Genomic DNA, 16,065 nt, shown 5'->3' on the forward strand with positions numbered 1-16,065 from the left:
TCAGTCCCTGTAAGGAGTACGGGACTACGTTATTGGGGTCATGACACCCTGGAATGCGCGCGCCAGTTCCAGGCTCTGTCGGCAAGGATTAAACAGGGATTCGGGAGCATGACCAGTGTCCTTGCCATGACAAGCCCCGATAACCTTGCCGAGGCGCACTTTACCGGCGAAAGCCGAGACTGAAAAGGTAGCGATATGCAAAATAGAGTATTGGTATTGGACAAGAATCGGCAACATCTCATGCCCTGCCATCCAGCGCGGGCCAGAGCCTTGCTGAAAACGGGCAAGGCGGCGGTGTTCCGGCGCTTTCCATTCACCGTTATTTTGAAACACAGGGAGGGCGGAGAGACACAAGACACCCGCCTGAAACTGGACCCCGGCAGCAAGAAGACCGGTATCGCCCTGGTGGCCACATTCGCCAGGCATGGACTTGCCGTGCTGTGGGCGGCGGAACTCACCCATCGTGGGTCCGCCATTCGCAAGGCGCTGGAGCAGCGACGTGGGCACCGGCGCTTCCGCCGGGCAAAATTGCGGTACCGCGCTCCGCGCTTTTTGAACCGCGCGAAGCCGGAAGGTTGGCTGCCGCCGTCGTTGCAACACCGGGCGGATACCACGATGGCTTGGGTAAGCAAGTTGATGCGACTGGCGCCGGTGACGGCGCTTTCGCAAGAACTGGCGCGGTTCGACACGCAGGCCATGCAGAATCCGGAGATCTCCGGTGTCGAGTACCAACAAGGCACATTATTTGGTTACGAAGTGCGGGAGTATTTGCTGGAGAAGTGGGGACGGGAATGCGCCTATTGCGGGGCGGAAAACGTGCCACTCGAAATCGACCACATTCATCCTCGCGGCAAAGGCGGCAGCGATCGCGTGAGCAATCTCGCCATCGCCTGTCATGACTGCAACCAGCGCAAAGGGGCCATGTCATTGACGGAGTTTTTGCGCAAAGACCCGGAACGCGCTCAAAAAATACTGAAACAGACCAAGGCGCCGCTAAAAGACGCCGCCGCCGTCAACAGCACCCGATGGGCGCTGTACGGACGGCTCAAGGCAACGGGTCTGGACGTGGAAGTCGCCAGCGGCGGACGGACGAAGTACAACCGGTCACGGCAGGGGTACCCGAAAGCGCGCTGGATCGATGCGTCCTGCGTTGGGGGATCCGGCGCGAATGTTCGGCTCTGTCCGGAACGCCAGCCACTGGAAATCACTTCGATGGGACACGGAGAGCGGCAGCGCGCCAGATTGAACCGACACGGTTTCCCGGTCGGGCACAAGTCCGGAGCCAAATCCTTTCTGGGATTCCAGACCGGGGATTTGGTGCGGGCCGCCATACCCAAGGGCAAGCACGCAGGAATGCATGTCGGGCGTATCGCCATCCGGTTCCGGCCCTCGTTTGCGCTTCAGGCAAAAGGTGCTGAAAAGCCATTCGACACGCATCCCAAATATCTCACGATACTGCAAAGGAGTGACGGTTATGCATATCACTAAACAACGAGGGCGCTTCCGCACCAGCCAAACGCGCTGCGCTTTGGCTGGAGTACCCGCGCCGAATTCTGATGGTTTGACAGAGCCAGACCCACAGGAAGAACCGTCCACCCCGTCCGTTCATGGGTATCCGGCTTCCCGCTCAACCGATCCGCGCACCCGGAATTTCTACCTCGCAAACGGCAACCGGGTATTGCGGAAATACGGCAACCAGACCGGGAAAACCTGGCAGGAAAACCCGATGGATCTGCTTCACTGGTTCATCGAACAGACCCCAGGCTGGCGCAAGAACACCTTCAAGGCCAGCCGGTACGGATTGCTGTACCTGCTACAGAAGCAGGGCGCCCCCAGGGAGCTGCTGGACGGGATACGCCAGACCCCCTACCGTGCGGAATACCGGACTCCAGCACCCAGGGGAACCCGCAAAGACCCCGGCAGGGTGAAACGCTTCCCCCCGGAAGACCTGCAACGATATCTGGATTTTCTGCAGAACCGGCCCAGCCATCGCGGGATGTTCGACGAAATCCTCTGGCGCTTCCTGCAATGGAACCCGCAGGTGGGACTGCGCCCGTCAGAACCGGGAGACGCACAGATCGCCAGACTCGACCCGCAAGGGCCGGAAGTGCTGGTTATCCGCAACCGCAAGGTCAACGAGCAACGCGGGAACGGCACGCACCGGGTTCTGGAAATCCCGCCGCAAGTGCTGGAGCAGGGCAGGGCGCTGCTGGAGGAACGGGATCGCCTGCTGGCCTCCGGACTCACCTGGAAGGAAATCCAGAACGGCATGATGATGCGGATGAACCAGGTGCGTCACGAACTGGGCGGCAGAACCTACACGCTCTACAGCACCCGCCATCAGTTCGTCGCCAACGCCAAAGCCAGCCACTGGCCACCCGGAATGCTGGCCGACGCCATGGGCCACAGATCCACGAATACCGCGCAGTCGCACTACGGTCGCCGAACCGCGGGCAGGCCGGCAGGCTGGCACGGACCCGTACATGCACAAGGCATCCAGGTGAACGGACAGCCGCAAGCTGCGGAGACTGTCGAAAACAGTGCCCCGCAAGCGACGCCGGAGGCCACGAAAAGCCTTCGCCAGGAAGCCCGCAAGGACGAAAGATAAGCAATAGAAAACAAATGGTTGACAGAGGCCAAGCGGATCGCTAAAATATGTCCAGACAGAGTGTTTGCGTTTGGAGGCCACCGTGAAAAAGAGAACCACTGTCGAGCAGAAAATCCTGCGGTTCCTGAAAAGGAGCCCAGACACCGGCTTTCTGCGCTCCGAATTCGATCGCTTTGCCAAAAGCCGATCCGGCGTGGACAAGGCGCTGCGCAAGCTGGTGAAGGAAAACAAGCTGATCCGTTGCGGATATGGGGTGCTGGCCCGCGCCGAGTACAACGATCTGTTTGATCGCTACAACCCAAAAGACGGGTTAGAAACAGTAGCAGAAGAGGTATTGCGGAAGCTGGGCGTTGACACGAAACCCAATAGCGCGGTGGTGGCATATAATAAAGGAAGAAGCACACAAATCCCCGTGTGGATAGCATACGAGATCGGGAACAGCCGCATCAAGAGAAAGATATACTTCAGAAAAGGTATGGTGAACTATGAACGAAATGGAAAATGGGTGCCGATGCGTCTCTGAACAGGAGGCAGACACAATCAAGAAAATCTGGCTTGACAAAACAATACCGATCAAGCCAGACATGCTGGAAAAAGACCTCCTCGTGGCCGACGCCATCCGTGCTGTCTGTGGCGTTGGGCGGGACCGTGGCGCCCAGATTATCTTCGCCGGCGGCACCTGCCTGTCGCAGGCGCACCAGGTCATCCAGCGCATGTCCGAGGATGCCGATTTCCGCATCGTCCTGCCGCCGGACGCCATCAGCCAGGGGCAACGCCGCAAGTTTCTTTCCTCACTGAAAGAGGAATTGCTGAACACCATGGCAGAGACAGGCTTTCCCATCGATGGGGAACTGAAAGCCAGGAACGGGAATGCCTATATGATGGGGAACTTCGCCTATGCGGCAAGATTCCCGGTATCCGACGCCTTGCGCCCAAATATCAAGCTGGAAATCACGGCATTCGATCCCATCTCCCAGGTGGAGTACCTGCCGCTGCGGACCATCGTGGACAAGGTGCTGAACCGTCCGGCAGACCCGGATGCCCCCAGAGTGCCCGTCGTCAGCATCCAGGACACGCTGGCCGACAAGGCTGTGGGATATCTGCGTCGCACCGCAGCCGACCGCGCAGGAGTGGGGCGCGGAGCCTATGACGATCGTCTGGTCCGGCATATCTATGACACCCACTGCATCCTGCAGGCCAAGGGAGATTTGTCGGACATCGTGGGACCGCTATTCATCGATACGGTGGAGCGGGATCGGGAAACCTATGGCAACCAGTTCCCCGCGTTTCAGGAAGACCCGTTTTCTGTTCTCCGTGAGGAACGCGAGCGTGTATTCGATAGCGACACCAAAGACCGCTATGAAGCTTTCTGCCGCAGCATGATTTATGGGAAGATTCCCGGTTTTCAGGATGCCGCGCGGAGCTTCTACGACTTTACCGGAGATCTGCTGGCGCAGGAACCGACAAGGTGGCTGGAGCCAGAAGAAGGAGAAACCGCAGGAGATTCCGGAAACCGTCCCGCACCTTAGCCGCCGCCCGCCGAAAACAAATCCACAGTCTTCACGTTGCACGCCACTTTTGGACAGTACATACTACGATCATGGATGATCAAAAACAGTTAGGTGGACTTCTCTGGCAAGCCGAGACCTTGCGGGTAACGGTATTCCCGGTTCTGCCTTTGGAGAGCCAGGAGACGGGATGGTGGCGGACTGTCGCTGATGAAGAGCCAGAATCGCGCACTGTCCAGCCTCGCATAGGCTTGGTACAGGAAGCTGGTCGTATCTGCGATGGGCGCTTTTCTTTGACCCTCAGTTGCTTGAGGGACAGGGTTGATTGGCTGTTTGCAACGGGGCCTTTGGAACGCGAACAAGCTGGGTTGCCAACCTGCGGCGCATTTTCTGAGGCTGCAGATGTATTCAGGCGCGCGCTTGGCGATTGGCTGCAGGTAGCTCCACCACTTAAAAGAATTGCATTTGGGGTGGTATTACTTGCCGAAGTGTCAGATATACGTAGTGGCTACCAGTCAATATCCAATTACCTTCCCTCCGTAAAACTAGACCCGGATAGCTCGACGGACTTCAGCTATTCGATCAATCGCCCCAGGAGCCTAAAATGCTTTCCCGGGATAGAGAAGGTCAACAGGCTCTCTCGCTGGACTGTTACGCAAGTGCTTGGGATGACGATTGCTATCTCGCCAGGCCAAGCCGTTAGCCCGGCGCTTGGGCGAACATCTATCGCTTGTCGTCTTGAACTGGATATCAATACTGATGCGGCATTTGTCGATGAAATACCGACTGGGAGCATACCATCGGTGCTAGACGAACTTATTGATCTTGGCAAAGAGATTGCCAACTACGGAGACCTGCCTTGAGTAATGATTGTTGTGAAACACGCACTACACCGACCTATGTTCAGATATCTGCCGGGAAAACCATATTAGAAGCAGAGAACTCCACCACGGGTGGAACACGGATACAGTGGGCAGAGTTTCAAGACATCCCATCGACGTTACCAACAAAAACTGAGCTATGGGATGCGAAGGCACTTTTAGCCCAGATTATCGAGTTACCGAGCAGTAGCGCTACCGATCCGATTTATTTAGATTGGCGAAAGCTCGCTAGCTGGCAAACTACAGGGAGTGTATCGATTGGTAACCCCTTGTTTACCGGACGCAAACGAGCCGCAATAGCTTTGCTGAGAAAATGGCGTAACGATGAGTCTGATACTCAAGAGCAACGTCAAACGCTCGACTACTTGAAACAGTCATTAGACCAAGACCGTTCTTCGGATCGCAAGCTATTCCCTTGAACCATGTCGTTCTGCTTGATACCGGTGTTCTAAGCCTGGTAACCAACCCGAAGCACTCTAGTGAGCCAACGAGTTGTTCTCTGTGGCTAGAGTCTCTCTTAAAGCCCAGCGAGTGCTGTTGACGGCGGCGGCGTCTCGCAATGAACCGTCCCGAACTCTAGCCGCCCGCCGAAAACAAATCCGCAGTCCCCATCCTCCCGCCCGCGCCGGAAATCCCACCCGGCACAACAGGGCAGGCGGTCGCGGAAAGCAGATCCTCTTCCACCTGATTCCCGAAGACCGTCCATCCCGGCGCCGCTCTGCGACCAAAAAGCTCCAGACGCGGCTCCAGCCCCACAGTCACCGATTCGATGATGGACCGGAAGATCTACGGAAACCGTTCAGGACTTCCAGACGATCGCAATGAACAGGCGGCGTTCCCGAAAGAAAAGGTTTGGCCGGGCCGTCATTCGGTACGGCAAAGTCATATCCCAGCCGCTGCAGACCATCCAGCACCACCGGGCGAATGGTTCCCGCCCGGTACCGCGCACGCTGGTCGTTCAACCAGCGTCCCAGCGGGTCCGTCACGCCTTTTGCCGCCCAGACCTTCGGACCATTCCGGCCCTCATCAGTCGCCAGACGCCATTGCCGATACAGCTCCAGCATCCCGGACTCTTTTACCGTCAACACATCGGGAGCGATACGGGACACCGGGACACCTCCTGCAGCATGATCGCAATAAGATACAGTATAGCGGTAATAACGATCAGCCGCAAGAGAGACGGATACCCCGAATCCGTCCCGTATCATCCAGCACCGCAACGGCGCAAGAAGGGGAGGTGCCCATGGCCTGGATCAAGCGCCGTTACACCAGATTTTCCAATGGCTCACGGCTTGACTCCCTCTTCAGTTGCGGGGAGTTCAGCAAAACCAAAATGATAGTCGAGAAAGTCATAAAAACTATTAGACAGGCGCTCTTCTTTTGCGTAAAACGTGTTGTACGCGATAACTGGCGCGTCGTTAAGATTGCTATCGGCATTGCCTGCATCCATGACGAATACCCATCCATCTTCGTCAGTTCCAAGCAATACCCAACGCTTGTCAAGACCATTCTCGGTCATGAATCGCTTGGTCTTGTTGACAATAGTATAATGGTACTCTGGCAGTCCTACTCCGTAAATCTCAGAACCATTGACACCACCAGATCCGTATTTTTTCAGGAACCAGACCAGGCTTTGCGGCAATCTGAAGCCAAGCTGATACTCAATGGTGTGGATGTCCTCGTCAGAAGCAACGTACTTCTGATCAATAAAATCCTTATCCGTCATTGCAGAATTTATCTTAACTTCAATCTCTTCGCGTGACTTCATGATTTATTTCTCCGTGTAATCCCGGGATCTAAGTTTCCAGTAGCTGCTCTTAAACTTTTTGAAATCGTTATTGAGCGTTTTGCTGTTTCTGAAGCTTTCCCCGCTGTCTTTGAGACCATGAAGCGCTTTATGGTATATTTGATGTGTCCTGGCTTTTATCTCGGCAATCGGTCCTGGCTCTTCTTGAATTACGTGATGAATATTGAATGGGTTGCCAACTTCATCTATTGGCGGTCTTCCTTTTTGCATCCTTTGGATATTTGAGAGCCCATCTTCATCGGTTAAGCTGGGGTTTATCTGTGTGTTTTTGTATGCCGTCCTCCCAACCATCGAATGTTTAGAGTAAATCTTGCCAGCGGATTCTTTAACGACTTTTCTTTCAGCATCACGCGCAACTATCTTCTCGCCTTCGTGGACAGCCGAATCAACGACGATCCCCTTTCCAACATCTTCCATGTCATGGAACAGTCCTGCGTCAGCGGTGCCAATTCCAATGCTAAACGACAAAACCGCTGCCAGAATAAGTTTCCAATTGAAACGCATGATATCCTCTATTACTCAGCCCCGACCATCGGCGATAACGCGCTCCGGTTTAGGGTCATCAGTATAACGAATCGAATGTATTATGAGTCAATCATCACCAGCAGCCATACACTGCCGCCTAACGTCAGGAATTTCTCCTGTTGCGGTACCGCGCGCAACCCCCATTACCTTGTTAGACATGACGCACCCCCCGGCGATCGTAAATGCAGGACACCTCGTAGCCATCCATCACATCCCGGCTGAACGATTCCCACTCACCGTCTTCCTGCGCTTCTTCATCACGAACGACCTCCAGGGCCAGCGCCTGCAGGGTTTTGGGGTCGGCATTGGCGGGCGCGCGCAACCTCACGCTGATGCGTTCGACCACAGGTCTGGTCACTTCAATCAGATATTCCATGGAAAAGCCCTCTTGCGAAACAAGCCTGGAAGACCCAGGCGGCCGGGGGCTGAAAAGTAGTCGAAGGGCTACCGGACGTATTTCCGTTTCCGGTCTTGTATTTCGTCCACCCCCGGCCAGAGGGAAATGCCTGAACGACAGGCACAAAAAATACCGCTGGTCTGACGGGGCGGATGTCCGCCTTCGAGGTGTTTTCAGCACCTGTCTGTCAATATACCCAACCTCGGCGTGCGTGTCAAGCGGTTATTTCTGGAAGCGGCAAAAACGAGAAACGAACCGCAATAGAAGATAGTATAGCGTTGCAATCGGGCGGAGTCAAGACGGACTTGCACCGAATCCAGCCTCACAGGCAACCATCTTCGCGCCTGTGGGCAGGGGCAGGGAAGCTCTCTTCCGCCTGCGTGTCTTCCAGAAACCCGACAGCGTCACTTGCAATGGAAGAAAATCTGTTCCGCAGAGACATCCGCATTCCGCTTTCCCATTCCGCACGAAAAGAGTCCCGCAACGAGGAGGGCAACATCGCGGAAGACTCCCGCAGCACAAAATCCATACTGTCCGCCAGTTTCTCCAAAACCGTCTCCGGGTGCTCCACCTGACAATAATTTCTCCCAAAATCCAGCAACTCCTGGCGGGAAGGGTATCCTTTTCTTTTTCCCATTTTCAGCGCCAGCGTGCGATCGACCATCTCCATTCCCGTGCGGTGGTTCCAGTACGGATACACGGTCGTGGTGATCACGTCGTACACCGGCGCAAGCCTCGGCGGTTCCCCGTGCGGATGGTCGTACAACAGCCCGAAATTCTTCAGGTGCGCGTCACCATTGCGAACCATGACGGATAGCGCCACCGAAGCGAAGAACTCAGCCAGGGATTCTTTCGCATGAACGCCACAAAGCAGCCCCACAGTCTTTGCAATGAGTTCATAGCTTCCCTGGTATTTATAGGCTCCATACGGGTCTGCTGTTTTTCCCAGCAGGACCGACAGATCCTCGAATCCCATGCGAAATGTCGAATCCCCGTCACCGGACAGATCGAATCGCTCCAGAACCAGAAGGTTTTGATCCTCTGACAGGTGAAACACCGGCGTAGCCAGTCCGGACTTCCGGGCAACCGACAGGCAGAGGAATTCGTTGACCGCGAGACCGGGGTACTCATCACCGCCAGATTTCACGATCAAATCCGGGAGCTGCCCGGTATAGCGGCTATTCTCCGCGTCAGGAACCAGAACCTTGGGTTGCACTCCAGAGATTCCCGATTCCAGGTACTGATCCACCAAAAAAGCAAAGACTTCCGCGGATGAGTGTCCCTGCAGGATTTCCCGCAAGGCGATGCGCTGTGGAGTTTTCCTCTCCTCGCCCTCCGGACGGGAGAAAGAAAGTCGCCCGATCTGGTGTTCCCCTGTCAGCGACAGAAGCCGCATCTCATCCACCGGCCCATGCCGCGCCATGCGACGCAACAACTCCTGTTCCAACCACCCTTCCGGGCGATTCATCGCGAAAATTGCCGGCATTACGCTGCCGGCATAGCTCTCCGCACGAAACGGCATCACCAGAGAAACTTCCGATGCCAGGAGTGCGCCCCTGTCGTAAGTGAAGGCGTAACGGCTTTCCTTGGCAAGTAGCCCCGCATACCCTTGCGGGGTGTGAACCAAAAGCTCTTTAACTTTCGAGGTCATCTTCGTCATCATCGTCCCGCAGAATCTCCGCAAGCCTTTCCAGCTCCACGCGGCCTATCGTTTCGATACGAATGCCTTTCCCCAGAGTGATCAGCGCAATGCGAAAAGTATACAGACTGACATTCCGCCCCTTTTCCAGATCGATGATGGTCTGCCTTCGCCGTCCGCACATCCGCGCAAACTCCGCCTGGGACCAACCACGCGCCCGGCGTTCCTTGCGGATGGCTTCTCCCCAATCTTGCGTGGTGAACAGGGGGAATGGCGAAGGTGTATTGCCGTTTCTGTCTGTCATGGCGGACATTTTACCGATTTTTCGATAAAATGTCCAGATTGGCGGACATTATGGCGTGCCAGATCCTCAGCCCGCAGGTGAAGCTGGTGATTGCTTAAAGACGGACTCCTTCCCGGTCGATGTTGCGCAACAATGCTGGATTCGAGTAATTCTCCGGGTGCTCCCATTCAGCAAGCCAAATTGGCAGCGGCGAAATGAGAATGCCCGTTTCGAGCAGCACATCGAAGGCGATATCTGCCATGTCCAACTTTGCGGACAGGAAGCGCTGATGCTCACCACGCAACAGCACAGCCACATCCGCATCGCTATCCGGTCGGTGCGTGCCACGCGCACGGCTGCCATAGACAATGGCTCTGTCCATGTCGTAACGATTGGCAACCAAAGCAAGAAAGCGATAGACGGCTTCCTCGGTGTCGTGGTCAATGTGCTTCATCTATCTCTATTTCCGCAAAACATACGTCGAGGTAGAAGAGAAGCCATATCCCCAGTTGGCACCGTGCATCTGCACACAGGCCGCCATGCTGGCCTGCGACACCGGATGATTGGGCGGCACCGACAGGATGGCCCGCTTCTGCGCGTCATAGCGTACCCGCACCTTGCAATAGGGGTGGGTGTGATCATACGGGACGGAAAACCGGATCTCGTACTGGTCCGCACCCAGGGAACGCAGGACACCATGGAATGGGTCGTTGTCCGGCGCGAGGGCGGACTGTACCGAACCCCCAGAGGAACCCATCTGCCCGAAGGCGCCCAGAATAACCCACTGTTGTGGCGTGACATGGAGGACGGTGATCGCGCCATCACCGCCACCCACATAGGTTCCCGCAGGAATCCCCGCCAGGGAGACTGCCGGAGCCAGAACAAAAGCCGTTGTTACCAATGCCAGAATCTGACGCATGATGACTCCTTTTGGGCAGTACGGTGGTAATACTCTTTTTCAGCGGTACAATGCAGTGCTGATGATCACCTCTGGCGATCAGTTTAGCAAAAAACCGCTGCGGATACCCGATACCTTTCAGCCACTTCGATCAGGTATTCCTGGGGCACACGATGGCTCCCGTTTCCGCATGATGAGACGTTATCATATCTCCGTTGGCGTGTTTTGTCAAGGGGGCGCGTTCGGCAAGTAGCCGATTTCCTGCTATAGTATCCACTATACCGTTGCAATGGATACAGGTGATTGCCATGTTTCTCCCGGACGTTTTCGCAGGACTCACCAAAGAACAACTGGCACAGTTGCGCATCCATCGCAGCGGCGAATCCGTACCCTTGCTGGAAACCGTTTCGGAATCCCTGGCGATGCAGGTGGGTGCCAGGCTACAGGTGATTCCCTTTCGAGCCAACCAAGGAGAAAGCTGGGCAATTCCCTGGGAGAAAAGTCCTGTAAAAGAGATTCCCTTGCGTTGGGTGGACATTGATCGGTCTTTGCAATCCCAGACACAGATAACAGGACAGTTGTCGAATGTAACAGAACCTGATCTTTTGGAACACCTCAAGAAACGTCAGGAGATCCGGCACAGTGGCGGGGCGGAAATTACTCGATCAGAGGAGTTCACTCGTCAAGAGGTGATGCGTGATCCAGAAAAGGGAGAACGCTGGGCAAACGCCTTGCGTGATGCCGTGCAGGCGTACTCCGGGGAAACCGGAATTTCCCCGGACATACTGACCCGCATGGCGAACGACATGACGAAAGCCGTGGAGCGTGCCCGGAATCCGGAGATCGGTGATCTGGTTCGTGCCGACCCCAGAGGGGATGACCACTTGCGCACGCCGTTTGCTGGCCGCGTCATCGCCAAGCTGGATACCAGCGGCGGAGATTTCCGGTATCACTTGCGAGCACAGACAGGGCCTGATGAGGGAATGGAGGCGACATTTTATGGGCGGGAGAACGACTTCCGGGCAGTCCCGCTGGAGCAGGCCAACGGATTTGTGAGGAAAACACAGCAAAGCGCAGAGGAAGCGTTTCAGAGCTTCCACGAGGAGCTTCCGGAAAAGGTTGCCGGTTTCTTGCAGCAGATGGAAAATCGCTTCACGGTTCTGGACCCCACGGACGAGATAGCTTTCGCCGAGGCCGTCAAGGAATCCAAGGCGCAGGCAAGAGCAACAATGGGCTTGTCCGATGAACATCCCCTGATGCCGGAGGTTTATAAGAGTCTGGAAGAATCAAACGGTTTGACAGACGAACAAAAGGATAGCGTTCAACAGGAGGGATTGCGCGTCATCCAGGAGGAACGCAAAATATTGGAAGCGGGCATGCGGAAGATCAACAAGGAGATTATTGAGACCAACCTGCGCAAGAAGGGGCAGGAACTGTTACAGCCTGAAAACGCAGACAAGCTGGACCAGCGAAAACTGGTTGCGGCCTGCTACTGGAAACACGGTATCCATGCCGGCCCCATGATCGACAAGATACTGCAGGCCGTTGAAAACCGGGATTACGAAACGCTGGAACAATGGGTGCTTAATAAGAGCAACGTAGCTACCCAAGAAGCGTTTTCCCGATTGACTGGGATTAACCTGGGGAATACCGAAAAGAAACGCTTGCAACAACTGAAAGACTGGGTTGGCACGGATGCCGTCGAGGCGATCCAGGCAAAACGCGAAGCGCAGGAGGAACAGGCGCGGGCTCAGTCGCTGCGGGAAAATTTGCAAAAGGCTTTTTCGGATTTATCCAGTTTCTATGTGCAGGTTTCCGATGACCAGTCGATTTCTGCAAAGGATTGCGTTTTGCAGAAAATACAGCAAGGATACCGCACCATAGGGAGTTACAAGAAAGGTGTCGCCGTTTACCAAAGACTGTGCAATGAAGATAATGGGCAGTGGATTTCTCTGAAAGACAAGAGATTCCAGACTTTCCTGAAAGCTGCGCTGGCCATCGACAGTTCCAGCGATTTGCCATCGGCAATGAAAAAAGCAGAATTGCAGTTTTCCGAGTATCAGATCGACAAGCCATCGGCGACTCAGGCGGAAATGGAAACGCTTGTCAGGGAATTGCAGCGTCAGGGACAGGATACCGCTTGCGATTTGACGGCGGCGCTCCGTGCCAAAAACATCGATTGCCGCATGGACCATGAACAGATCGACGGACTGTTTTATCTGCCGATCAAAGACTCGGTGCGCGTACTACCCGAGTCGGAACCGTTGCCTGATGATGTTACAGCGTTTGCCAGCATCCCTGGTGTAGGCAAACTGGTACTTCCCAAGAAAGCTGTGCAAGAGTATCTGGCATCACAGTGGGCAACGTGTCTGGATCCTGAAAAGACGGAAAGCAGCGCAATGGAAAACAGTGACAGCTTTCCGAATCCTTAATTCATGGATGATCCTATCTAAACCTGTACGCAAGATATTCCCGTTACCAGCTTTCTTCACCAGCGGAACCGATCTGGTTTTCTGCAGGCGCCAGGTCATCAAATCCGTCGTCGTCCACGGGAACGGCAGCCAGATGTTTTTCCCGGGAATCCTTTTCCGCTTCCGTTTCCAGCGGCGCTTCCGCAGGTTCTTTCCCGGTCACGGCATCCTTCCCGGAACCGCCTCCCAGGTATTTCCGCAACAACTCCTGCCCCTTGTCCCGCATCCCGTCCCGCTGCTCCTGGCTGGATTGCGGATACCGATCACGAAAATTCAGAATCGCGCCCATCAGTTGCACAACCGGAATGTCCGCAGGGACATTTTCCCGAACGGCGCGGGCCAATGCCTCGATTTCCCCGGACCGCTCCGCATCCCGAAGGCGACGCTTTTCTTCCTGCAAGGCTTCCACCTGCCCCTGGTATTTCTGGATCTTCTTCGCGAAGGCCGCCTGCAGAGAAGCCATTTTTTCATCCAGCCGCGCTTCCCGTTCCTCGATACTCAACACATGAACCCCCTATCCAGCATTAGAAAAACAAATAATCCAGATCCGACCCATTATCGGGTTTCCGTTCTGGCTTCTCTGTTCCAGCGTCCAGCTTCTCTTCTGTCCCGGAATCCGGCGCAAACGTCGATCTGCCAACATCCACCACGGTTACCTCGCAATCGCCACCATGGATATCACGAAATTTGTCGAGAAGAACCGATGCTGACATCCCCGCGCCCTGCATTCCTTCTTCTGGCGGCAGGCCATGTTCTTCCGGCGCCGGCAGGAAGGATGCCGGCACTTCCAGAAAAGCCTCTTCCGGGGACGCTACCCGCTCCACATCTCCAGGCCAATCCAGATCCGGAGACTCCCCCTCGCAATAGCGCAGGACATACCCGGACGCAACGGCCTTCGCGAGATCGCTTTCGCTCTCCCCGCCATACCGGTTATGTAACCGAATCCGGTTCCCGACAATGGAGACAAACTGATAGTGATATTCCGCACCATCCGGTGCGCGCCGATAGAGAAGCATTGGTTCCCCCTGGTTCCTCCGACTGGATGAGCCCATCTCACCCGGGAGCGAATCGTATAAACTATAATATAGCGTTACTTTAGCAGTATGTCAAACAGCGGCTCACTGCAGCGTGACGCCGCGCCCGTCTGGGTCCATATCCGCAACGATTACCAGCAAGCTGGCGCGCGGAATGATGAGGGTCAACACGTCCGGCTCTTCGCCGTGCAGGACAATTTCGACATGCTCGACCTCCGGGTGCGCTTTTGCCCACTCCGCAGCAGCCACGACGCGAGACAGGCTGGAGGAGAACAGGTTCAGCACGACGCTGTTCTCGCCGTCCTCGTCCAGCATTCCCAAAACGAGAACCCGTTCCGCTTTCTGGTTTTCCTCATCCATCAGTTTGCGCGGGAAACCCCGGCATTCCTGCCGGGGAGGGATAGCGCGGCAGGCGTAGCCTGCCCCAGTCCCGCATCTCCTCTGTCGAGTGCTATCTTGGTCCACAAATATCCATAACCGTCCGCCCGCTGAATCGGCGCGCAAAAGCGGTGATGGATACCCTGCACCAGACCGTTTCCGATCTGGAGGTTGAAACTGCCACTGGCACGGATAGCGACGCGGCCCAGATAGGTGCCCGTTTTCTTTCCGGTCGTGACGATGGCTTTCACCAGATCACCCGTCTGGAAACCAAAGACGCTTTTGCTTCGGGTCAAGTACCCGCGCGGAAAACCGTGTTTCGTCAGCCGCGTGCGCTGATAGCTGCCGCGTCCGGTGGCTTTAATGCCGAGAACTGGTTGCTGCCAGTTTTGGATGGCGTCAACACACCCCACGCAAGCCGCATCGAGACAATGGGCTTTGGGAATGGACATCTGGTGTCGGTTCCACTTCGTTCTGCCGCCACTGGCGACTTCCACGTCCAGACCCGTTGCTTTAAGGCGTTGGAACAGTGCCCAGCGAGTGCTGTTCACCGCCGCCGCATCTTTTAACGGCGCTTTGGCCTGGGCCAGTATCTTGCGGACTCGATCCGGAGCCTTCGCCAGAAACTGTTCCAATGGCATATTGCCTTTGGCCTGATTGCAGTCGCGACAGGCGATGGTGAGGTTGCTCACACGGTTGCTGCCGCCACGGCTTTTGGGGTGGATGTGGTCGATTTCGAGCGGCACGTTTTCCGCTCCGCAATAGGCGCACTGGCGGCCCCACTTCTCCAGCAGGTACTCGCGGACCTCGTATCCGGCCAAGGTGCCTTGTTGGTACTCGCTGCCTGCGATTTCCGGATTGTGCAGGGCATGGGTGTCAAACCGCACCAGTTCCTGCGACAGCGCCGTCACCGGCGCCAGACGCATCAACCGGTTTACCCATGCCAGCACCGTATCGACGCGATGTAGCAGGGACGGCGCCAGCCAGCCTTCCGGCCTCGTGCGGTTGTTGAAACGGGCTGGACGATACCGCAGCTTCCCGCGACGCCGACGTCGAAACGCCAGGCGCTGGGTGAGGGCATCGCGGATCGCGCGCCCCCGGTGCTTCAGTTCCAGCAGCATCAGCACCGTGAGAGTGCGGAGGATTTCGCCTGTAGCCGCATCCACCGTTTCTTTCTCCCGCACCACGGCGATGCCCGTAGTTTTACTGCCTGGGTCCAACTTTACCCGGCAATCCTGCACCACAGAATCCTCGCGCTTGCGGTCGATGAGCCGGATGGTGAATGGCACCACCCGATGGATGCGCGCCCGTCCCCGTTCCAGCAGCAACCGCGCCCGTTTCTCCGAGCATGGCATCAGTGGCTTTTTTCGCTTGTCCAACACAAATACCGCCATCCTTACCTCCTTACCCGGCCCTTACGGACCACTTGTGACGTGGGCATTTCTGCCCATCTCCCCTCGGGGCGGTTTGCAACCGGCTCCTGCGGTTTCCCGCAGCGACCGGAACCTTCGGGCCTTTCCCTTTGCCCAGCATGATCCCGGCCTTGCAGAGCGGCGAACTGAGGAAGCATTCGCCGGTGCGTCTTACCGACCTGTCACAAACGTCTGCACAGTGCTACCCGTGCCCCCTGGTCAAC

The 16,065-nt window shown here is 56.0% G+C and carries 20 protein-coding genes; 7 read left to right on the plus strand and 13 right to left on the minus strand.

Going from position 1 to position 16,065, the window contains the following annotated elements:
• Nucleotides 1-24: 24 nt before the first annotated feature.
• Nucleotides 25-252 (minus strand): hypothetical protein, encoded by a 228-nt coding sequence (locus AB4090_RS05055; protein ID WP_369572872.1) that lies wholly within the window; start codon nt 250-252, stop codon nt 25-27.
• Between AB4090_RS05055 and iscB (AB4090_RS05060) the strand changes: the two genes are divergently transcribed.
• The 6 genes from iscB (AB4090_RS05060) to AB4090_RS05085 all read left to right on the plus strand — a co-directional run bounded on the left by iscB (AB4090_RS05060) (nt 241) and on the right by AB4090_RS05085 (nt 5,416).
• Nucleotides 241-1,488, plus strand: coding sequence for an RNA-guided endonuclease IscB (gene iscB, locus AB4090_RS05060; protein WP_369572870.1), 1,248 nt, complete (start codon nt 241-243; stop codon nt 1,486-1,488). The genes AB4090_RS05055 and iscB (AB4090_RS05060) overlap by 12 nt on opposite strands.
• Nucleotides 1,475-2,608 carry a hypothetical protein gene (locus AB4090_RS05065; RefSeq protein WP_369572778.1) on the plus strand — a complete coding sequence of 378 codons (1,134 nt, stop codon included), beginning with the start codon at nt 1,475-1,477 and terminating at the stop codon, nt 2,606-2,608. Before iscB (AB4090_RS05060) ends, AB4090_RS05065 begins: the two co-directional genes overlap by 14 nt.
• A gap of 82 nt (nt 2,609-2,690) precedes the next feature.
• Nucleotides 2,691-3,131, plus strand: a complete 441-nt coding sequence (locus AB4090_RS05070) for a DUF6088 family protein (protein WP_369572779.1) — start codon at nt 2,691-2,693, stop codon at nt 3,129-3,131.
• A 61-nt stretch (nt 3,132-3,192) separates the two neighbouring features.
• Nucleotides 3,193-4,137 carry a nucleotidyl transferase AbiEii/AbiGii toxin family protein gene (locus AB4090_RS05075; RefSeq protein ID WP_369572780.1) on the plus strand — a complete coding sequence of 315 codons (945 nt, stop codon included), beginning with the start codon at nt 3,193-3,195 and terminating at the stop codon, nt 4,135-4,137.
• 71 nt (nt 4,138-4,208) lie between these two features.
• On the plus strand, nt 4,209-4,979 hold the full coding sequence (locus AB4090_RS05080; RefSeq protein WP_369572781.1) for a hypothetical protein: 771 nt from the start codon (nt 4,209-4,211) through the stop codon (nt 4,977-4,979).
• Nucleotides 4,976-5,416 carry a hypothetical protein gene (locus tag AB4090_RS05085; RefSeq protein WP_369572782.1) on the plus strand — a complete coding sequence of 147 codons (441 nt, stop codon included), beginning with the start codon at nt 4,976-4,978 and terminating at the stop codon, nt 5,414-5,416. The genes AB4090_RS05080 and AB4090_RS05085 overlap by 4 nt, the downstream gene beginning before the upstream one ends.
• Before the next feature lie 339 nt (nt 5,417-5,755).
• Here AB4090_RS05085 and AB4090_RS05090 read toward each other — a convergent pair whose 3' ends face one another.
• The 8 genes from AB4090_RS05090 to AB4090_RS05125 form a co-directional block, all read right to left on the minus strand.
• Complete coding sequence (locus tag AB4090_RS05090; RefSeq protein ID WP_369572783.1) at nt 5,756-6,106, minus strand: hypothetical protein; 351 nt, start codon at nt 6,104-6,106, stop codon at nt 5,756-5,758.
• A 176-nt stretch (nt 6,107-6,282) separates the two neighbouring features.
• Nucleotides 6,283-6,765, minus strand: a complete 483-nt coding sequence (locus tag AB4090_RS05095) for an SMI1/KNR4 family protein (protein WP_369572784.1) — start codon at nt 6,763-6,765, stop codon at nt 6,283-6,285.
• A gap of 3 nt (nt 6,766-6,768) precedes the next feature.
• A complete protein-coding gene (locus AB4090_RS05100; RefSeq protein ID WP_369572785.1) occupies nt 6,769-7,308 on the minus strand; it encodes an HNH/ENDO VII family nuclease in 540 nt (179 codons plus the stop codon).
• Between the two features lie 172 nt (nt 7,309-7,480).
• Nucleotides 7,481-7,705 carry a hypothetical protein gene (locus AB4090_RS05105; protein ID WP_369572786.1) on the minus strand — a complete coding sequence of 75 codons (225 nt, stop codon included), beginning with the start codon at nt 7,703-7,705 and terminating at the stop codon, nt 7,481-7,483.
• A gap of 343 nt (nt 7,706-8,048) precedes the next feature.
• Nucleotides 8,049-9,377 (minus strand): type II toxin-antitoxin system HipA family toxin, encoded by a 1,329-nt coding sequence (locus AB4090_RS05110; protein WP_369572787.1) that lies wholly within the window; start codon nt 9,375-9,377, stop codon nt 8,049-8,051.
• Nucleotides 9,361-9,669: a helix-turn-helix transcriptional regulator gene (locus tag AB4090_RS05115; protein ID WP_369572788.1), complete on the minus strand. Its 309-nt coding sequence runs from the start codon at nt 9,667-9,669 to the stop codon at nt 9,361-9,363. The genes AB4090_RS05110 and AB4090_RS05115 overlap by 17 nt, the downstream gene beginning before the upstream one ends.
• Before the next feature lie 94 nt (nt 9,670-9,763).
• Nucleotides 9,764-10,102, minus strand: coding sequence for a nucleotidyltransferase domain-containing protein (locus tag AB4090_RS05120; protein WP_369572789.1), 339 nt, complete (start codon nt 10,100-10,102; stop codon nt 9,764-9,766).
• A gap of 6 nt (nt 10,103-10,108) precedes the next feature.
• The gene (locus AB4090_RS05125; RefSeq protein WP_369572790.1) at nt 10,109-10,567 is read right to left on the minus strand and encodes a hypothetical protein; all 459 of its coding nucleotides are present in this window, start codon (nt 10,565-10,567) and stop codon (nt 10,109-10,111) included.
• A 287-nt stretch (nt 10,568-10,854) separates the two neighbouring features.
• Between AB4090_RS05125 and AB4090_RS05130 the strand changes: the two genes are divergently transcribed.
• A complete protein-coding gene (locus AB4090_RS05130) occupies nt 10,855-12,978 on the plus strand; it encodes a hypothetical protein (protein ID WP_369572791.1) in 2,124 nt (707 codons plus the stop codon).
• Between the two features lie 43 nt (nt 12,979-13,021).
• Here AB4090_RS05130 and AB4090_RS05135 read toward each other — a convergent pair whose 3' ends face one another.
• The 4 genes from AB4090_RS05135 to iscB (AB4090_RS05150) form a co-directional block, all read right to left on the minus strand.
• Nucleotides 13,022-13,522: a hypothetical protein gene (locus AB4090_RS05135; RefSeq protein ID WP_369572792.1), complete on the minus strand. Its 501-nt coding sequence runs from the start codon at nt 13,520-13,522 to the stop codon at nt 13,022-13,024.
• A gap of 19 nt (nt 13,523-13,541) precedes the next feature.
• Complete coding sequence (locus AB4090_RS05140) at nt 13,542-14,033, minus strand: hypothetical protein (protein WP_369572793.1); 492 nt, start codon at nt 14,031-14,033, stop codon at nt 13,542-13,544.
• Nucleotides 14,034-14,135: 102 nt separating this feature from the next.
• Nucleotides 14,136-14,411 carry a hypothetical protein gene (locus AB4090_RS05145; RefSeq protein WP_369572794.1) on the minus strand — a complete coding sequence of 92 codons (276 nt, stop codon included), beginning with the start codon at nt 14,409-14,411 and terminating at the stop codon, nt 14,136-14,138.
• Nucleotides 14,411-15,823 carry an RNA-guided endonuclease IscB gene (gene iscB / locus AB4090_RS05150; protein WP_369572795.1) on the minus strand — a complete coding sequence of 471 codons (1,413 nt, stop codon included), beginning with the start codon at nt 15,821-15,823 and terminating at the stop codon, nt 14,411-14,413. The genes AB4090_RS05145 and iscB (AB4090_RS05150) overlap by 1 nt, the downstream gene beginning before the upstream one ends.
• Between the last annotated feature and the right edge of the window lie 242 nt (nt 15,824-16,065).

It is taken from the genome of Acidithiobacillus sp. IBUN Pt1247-S3 (assembly GCF_041146875.1).
Classification (GTDB): Bacteria; Pseudomonadota; Gammaproteobacteria; order Acidithiobacillales; family Acidithiobacillaceae; genus Igneacidithiobacillus.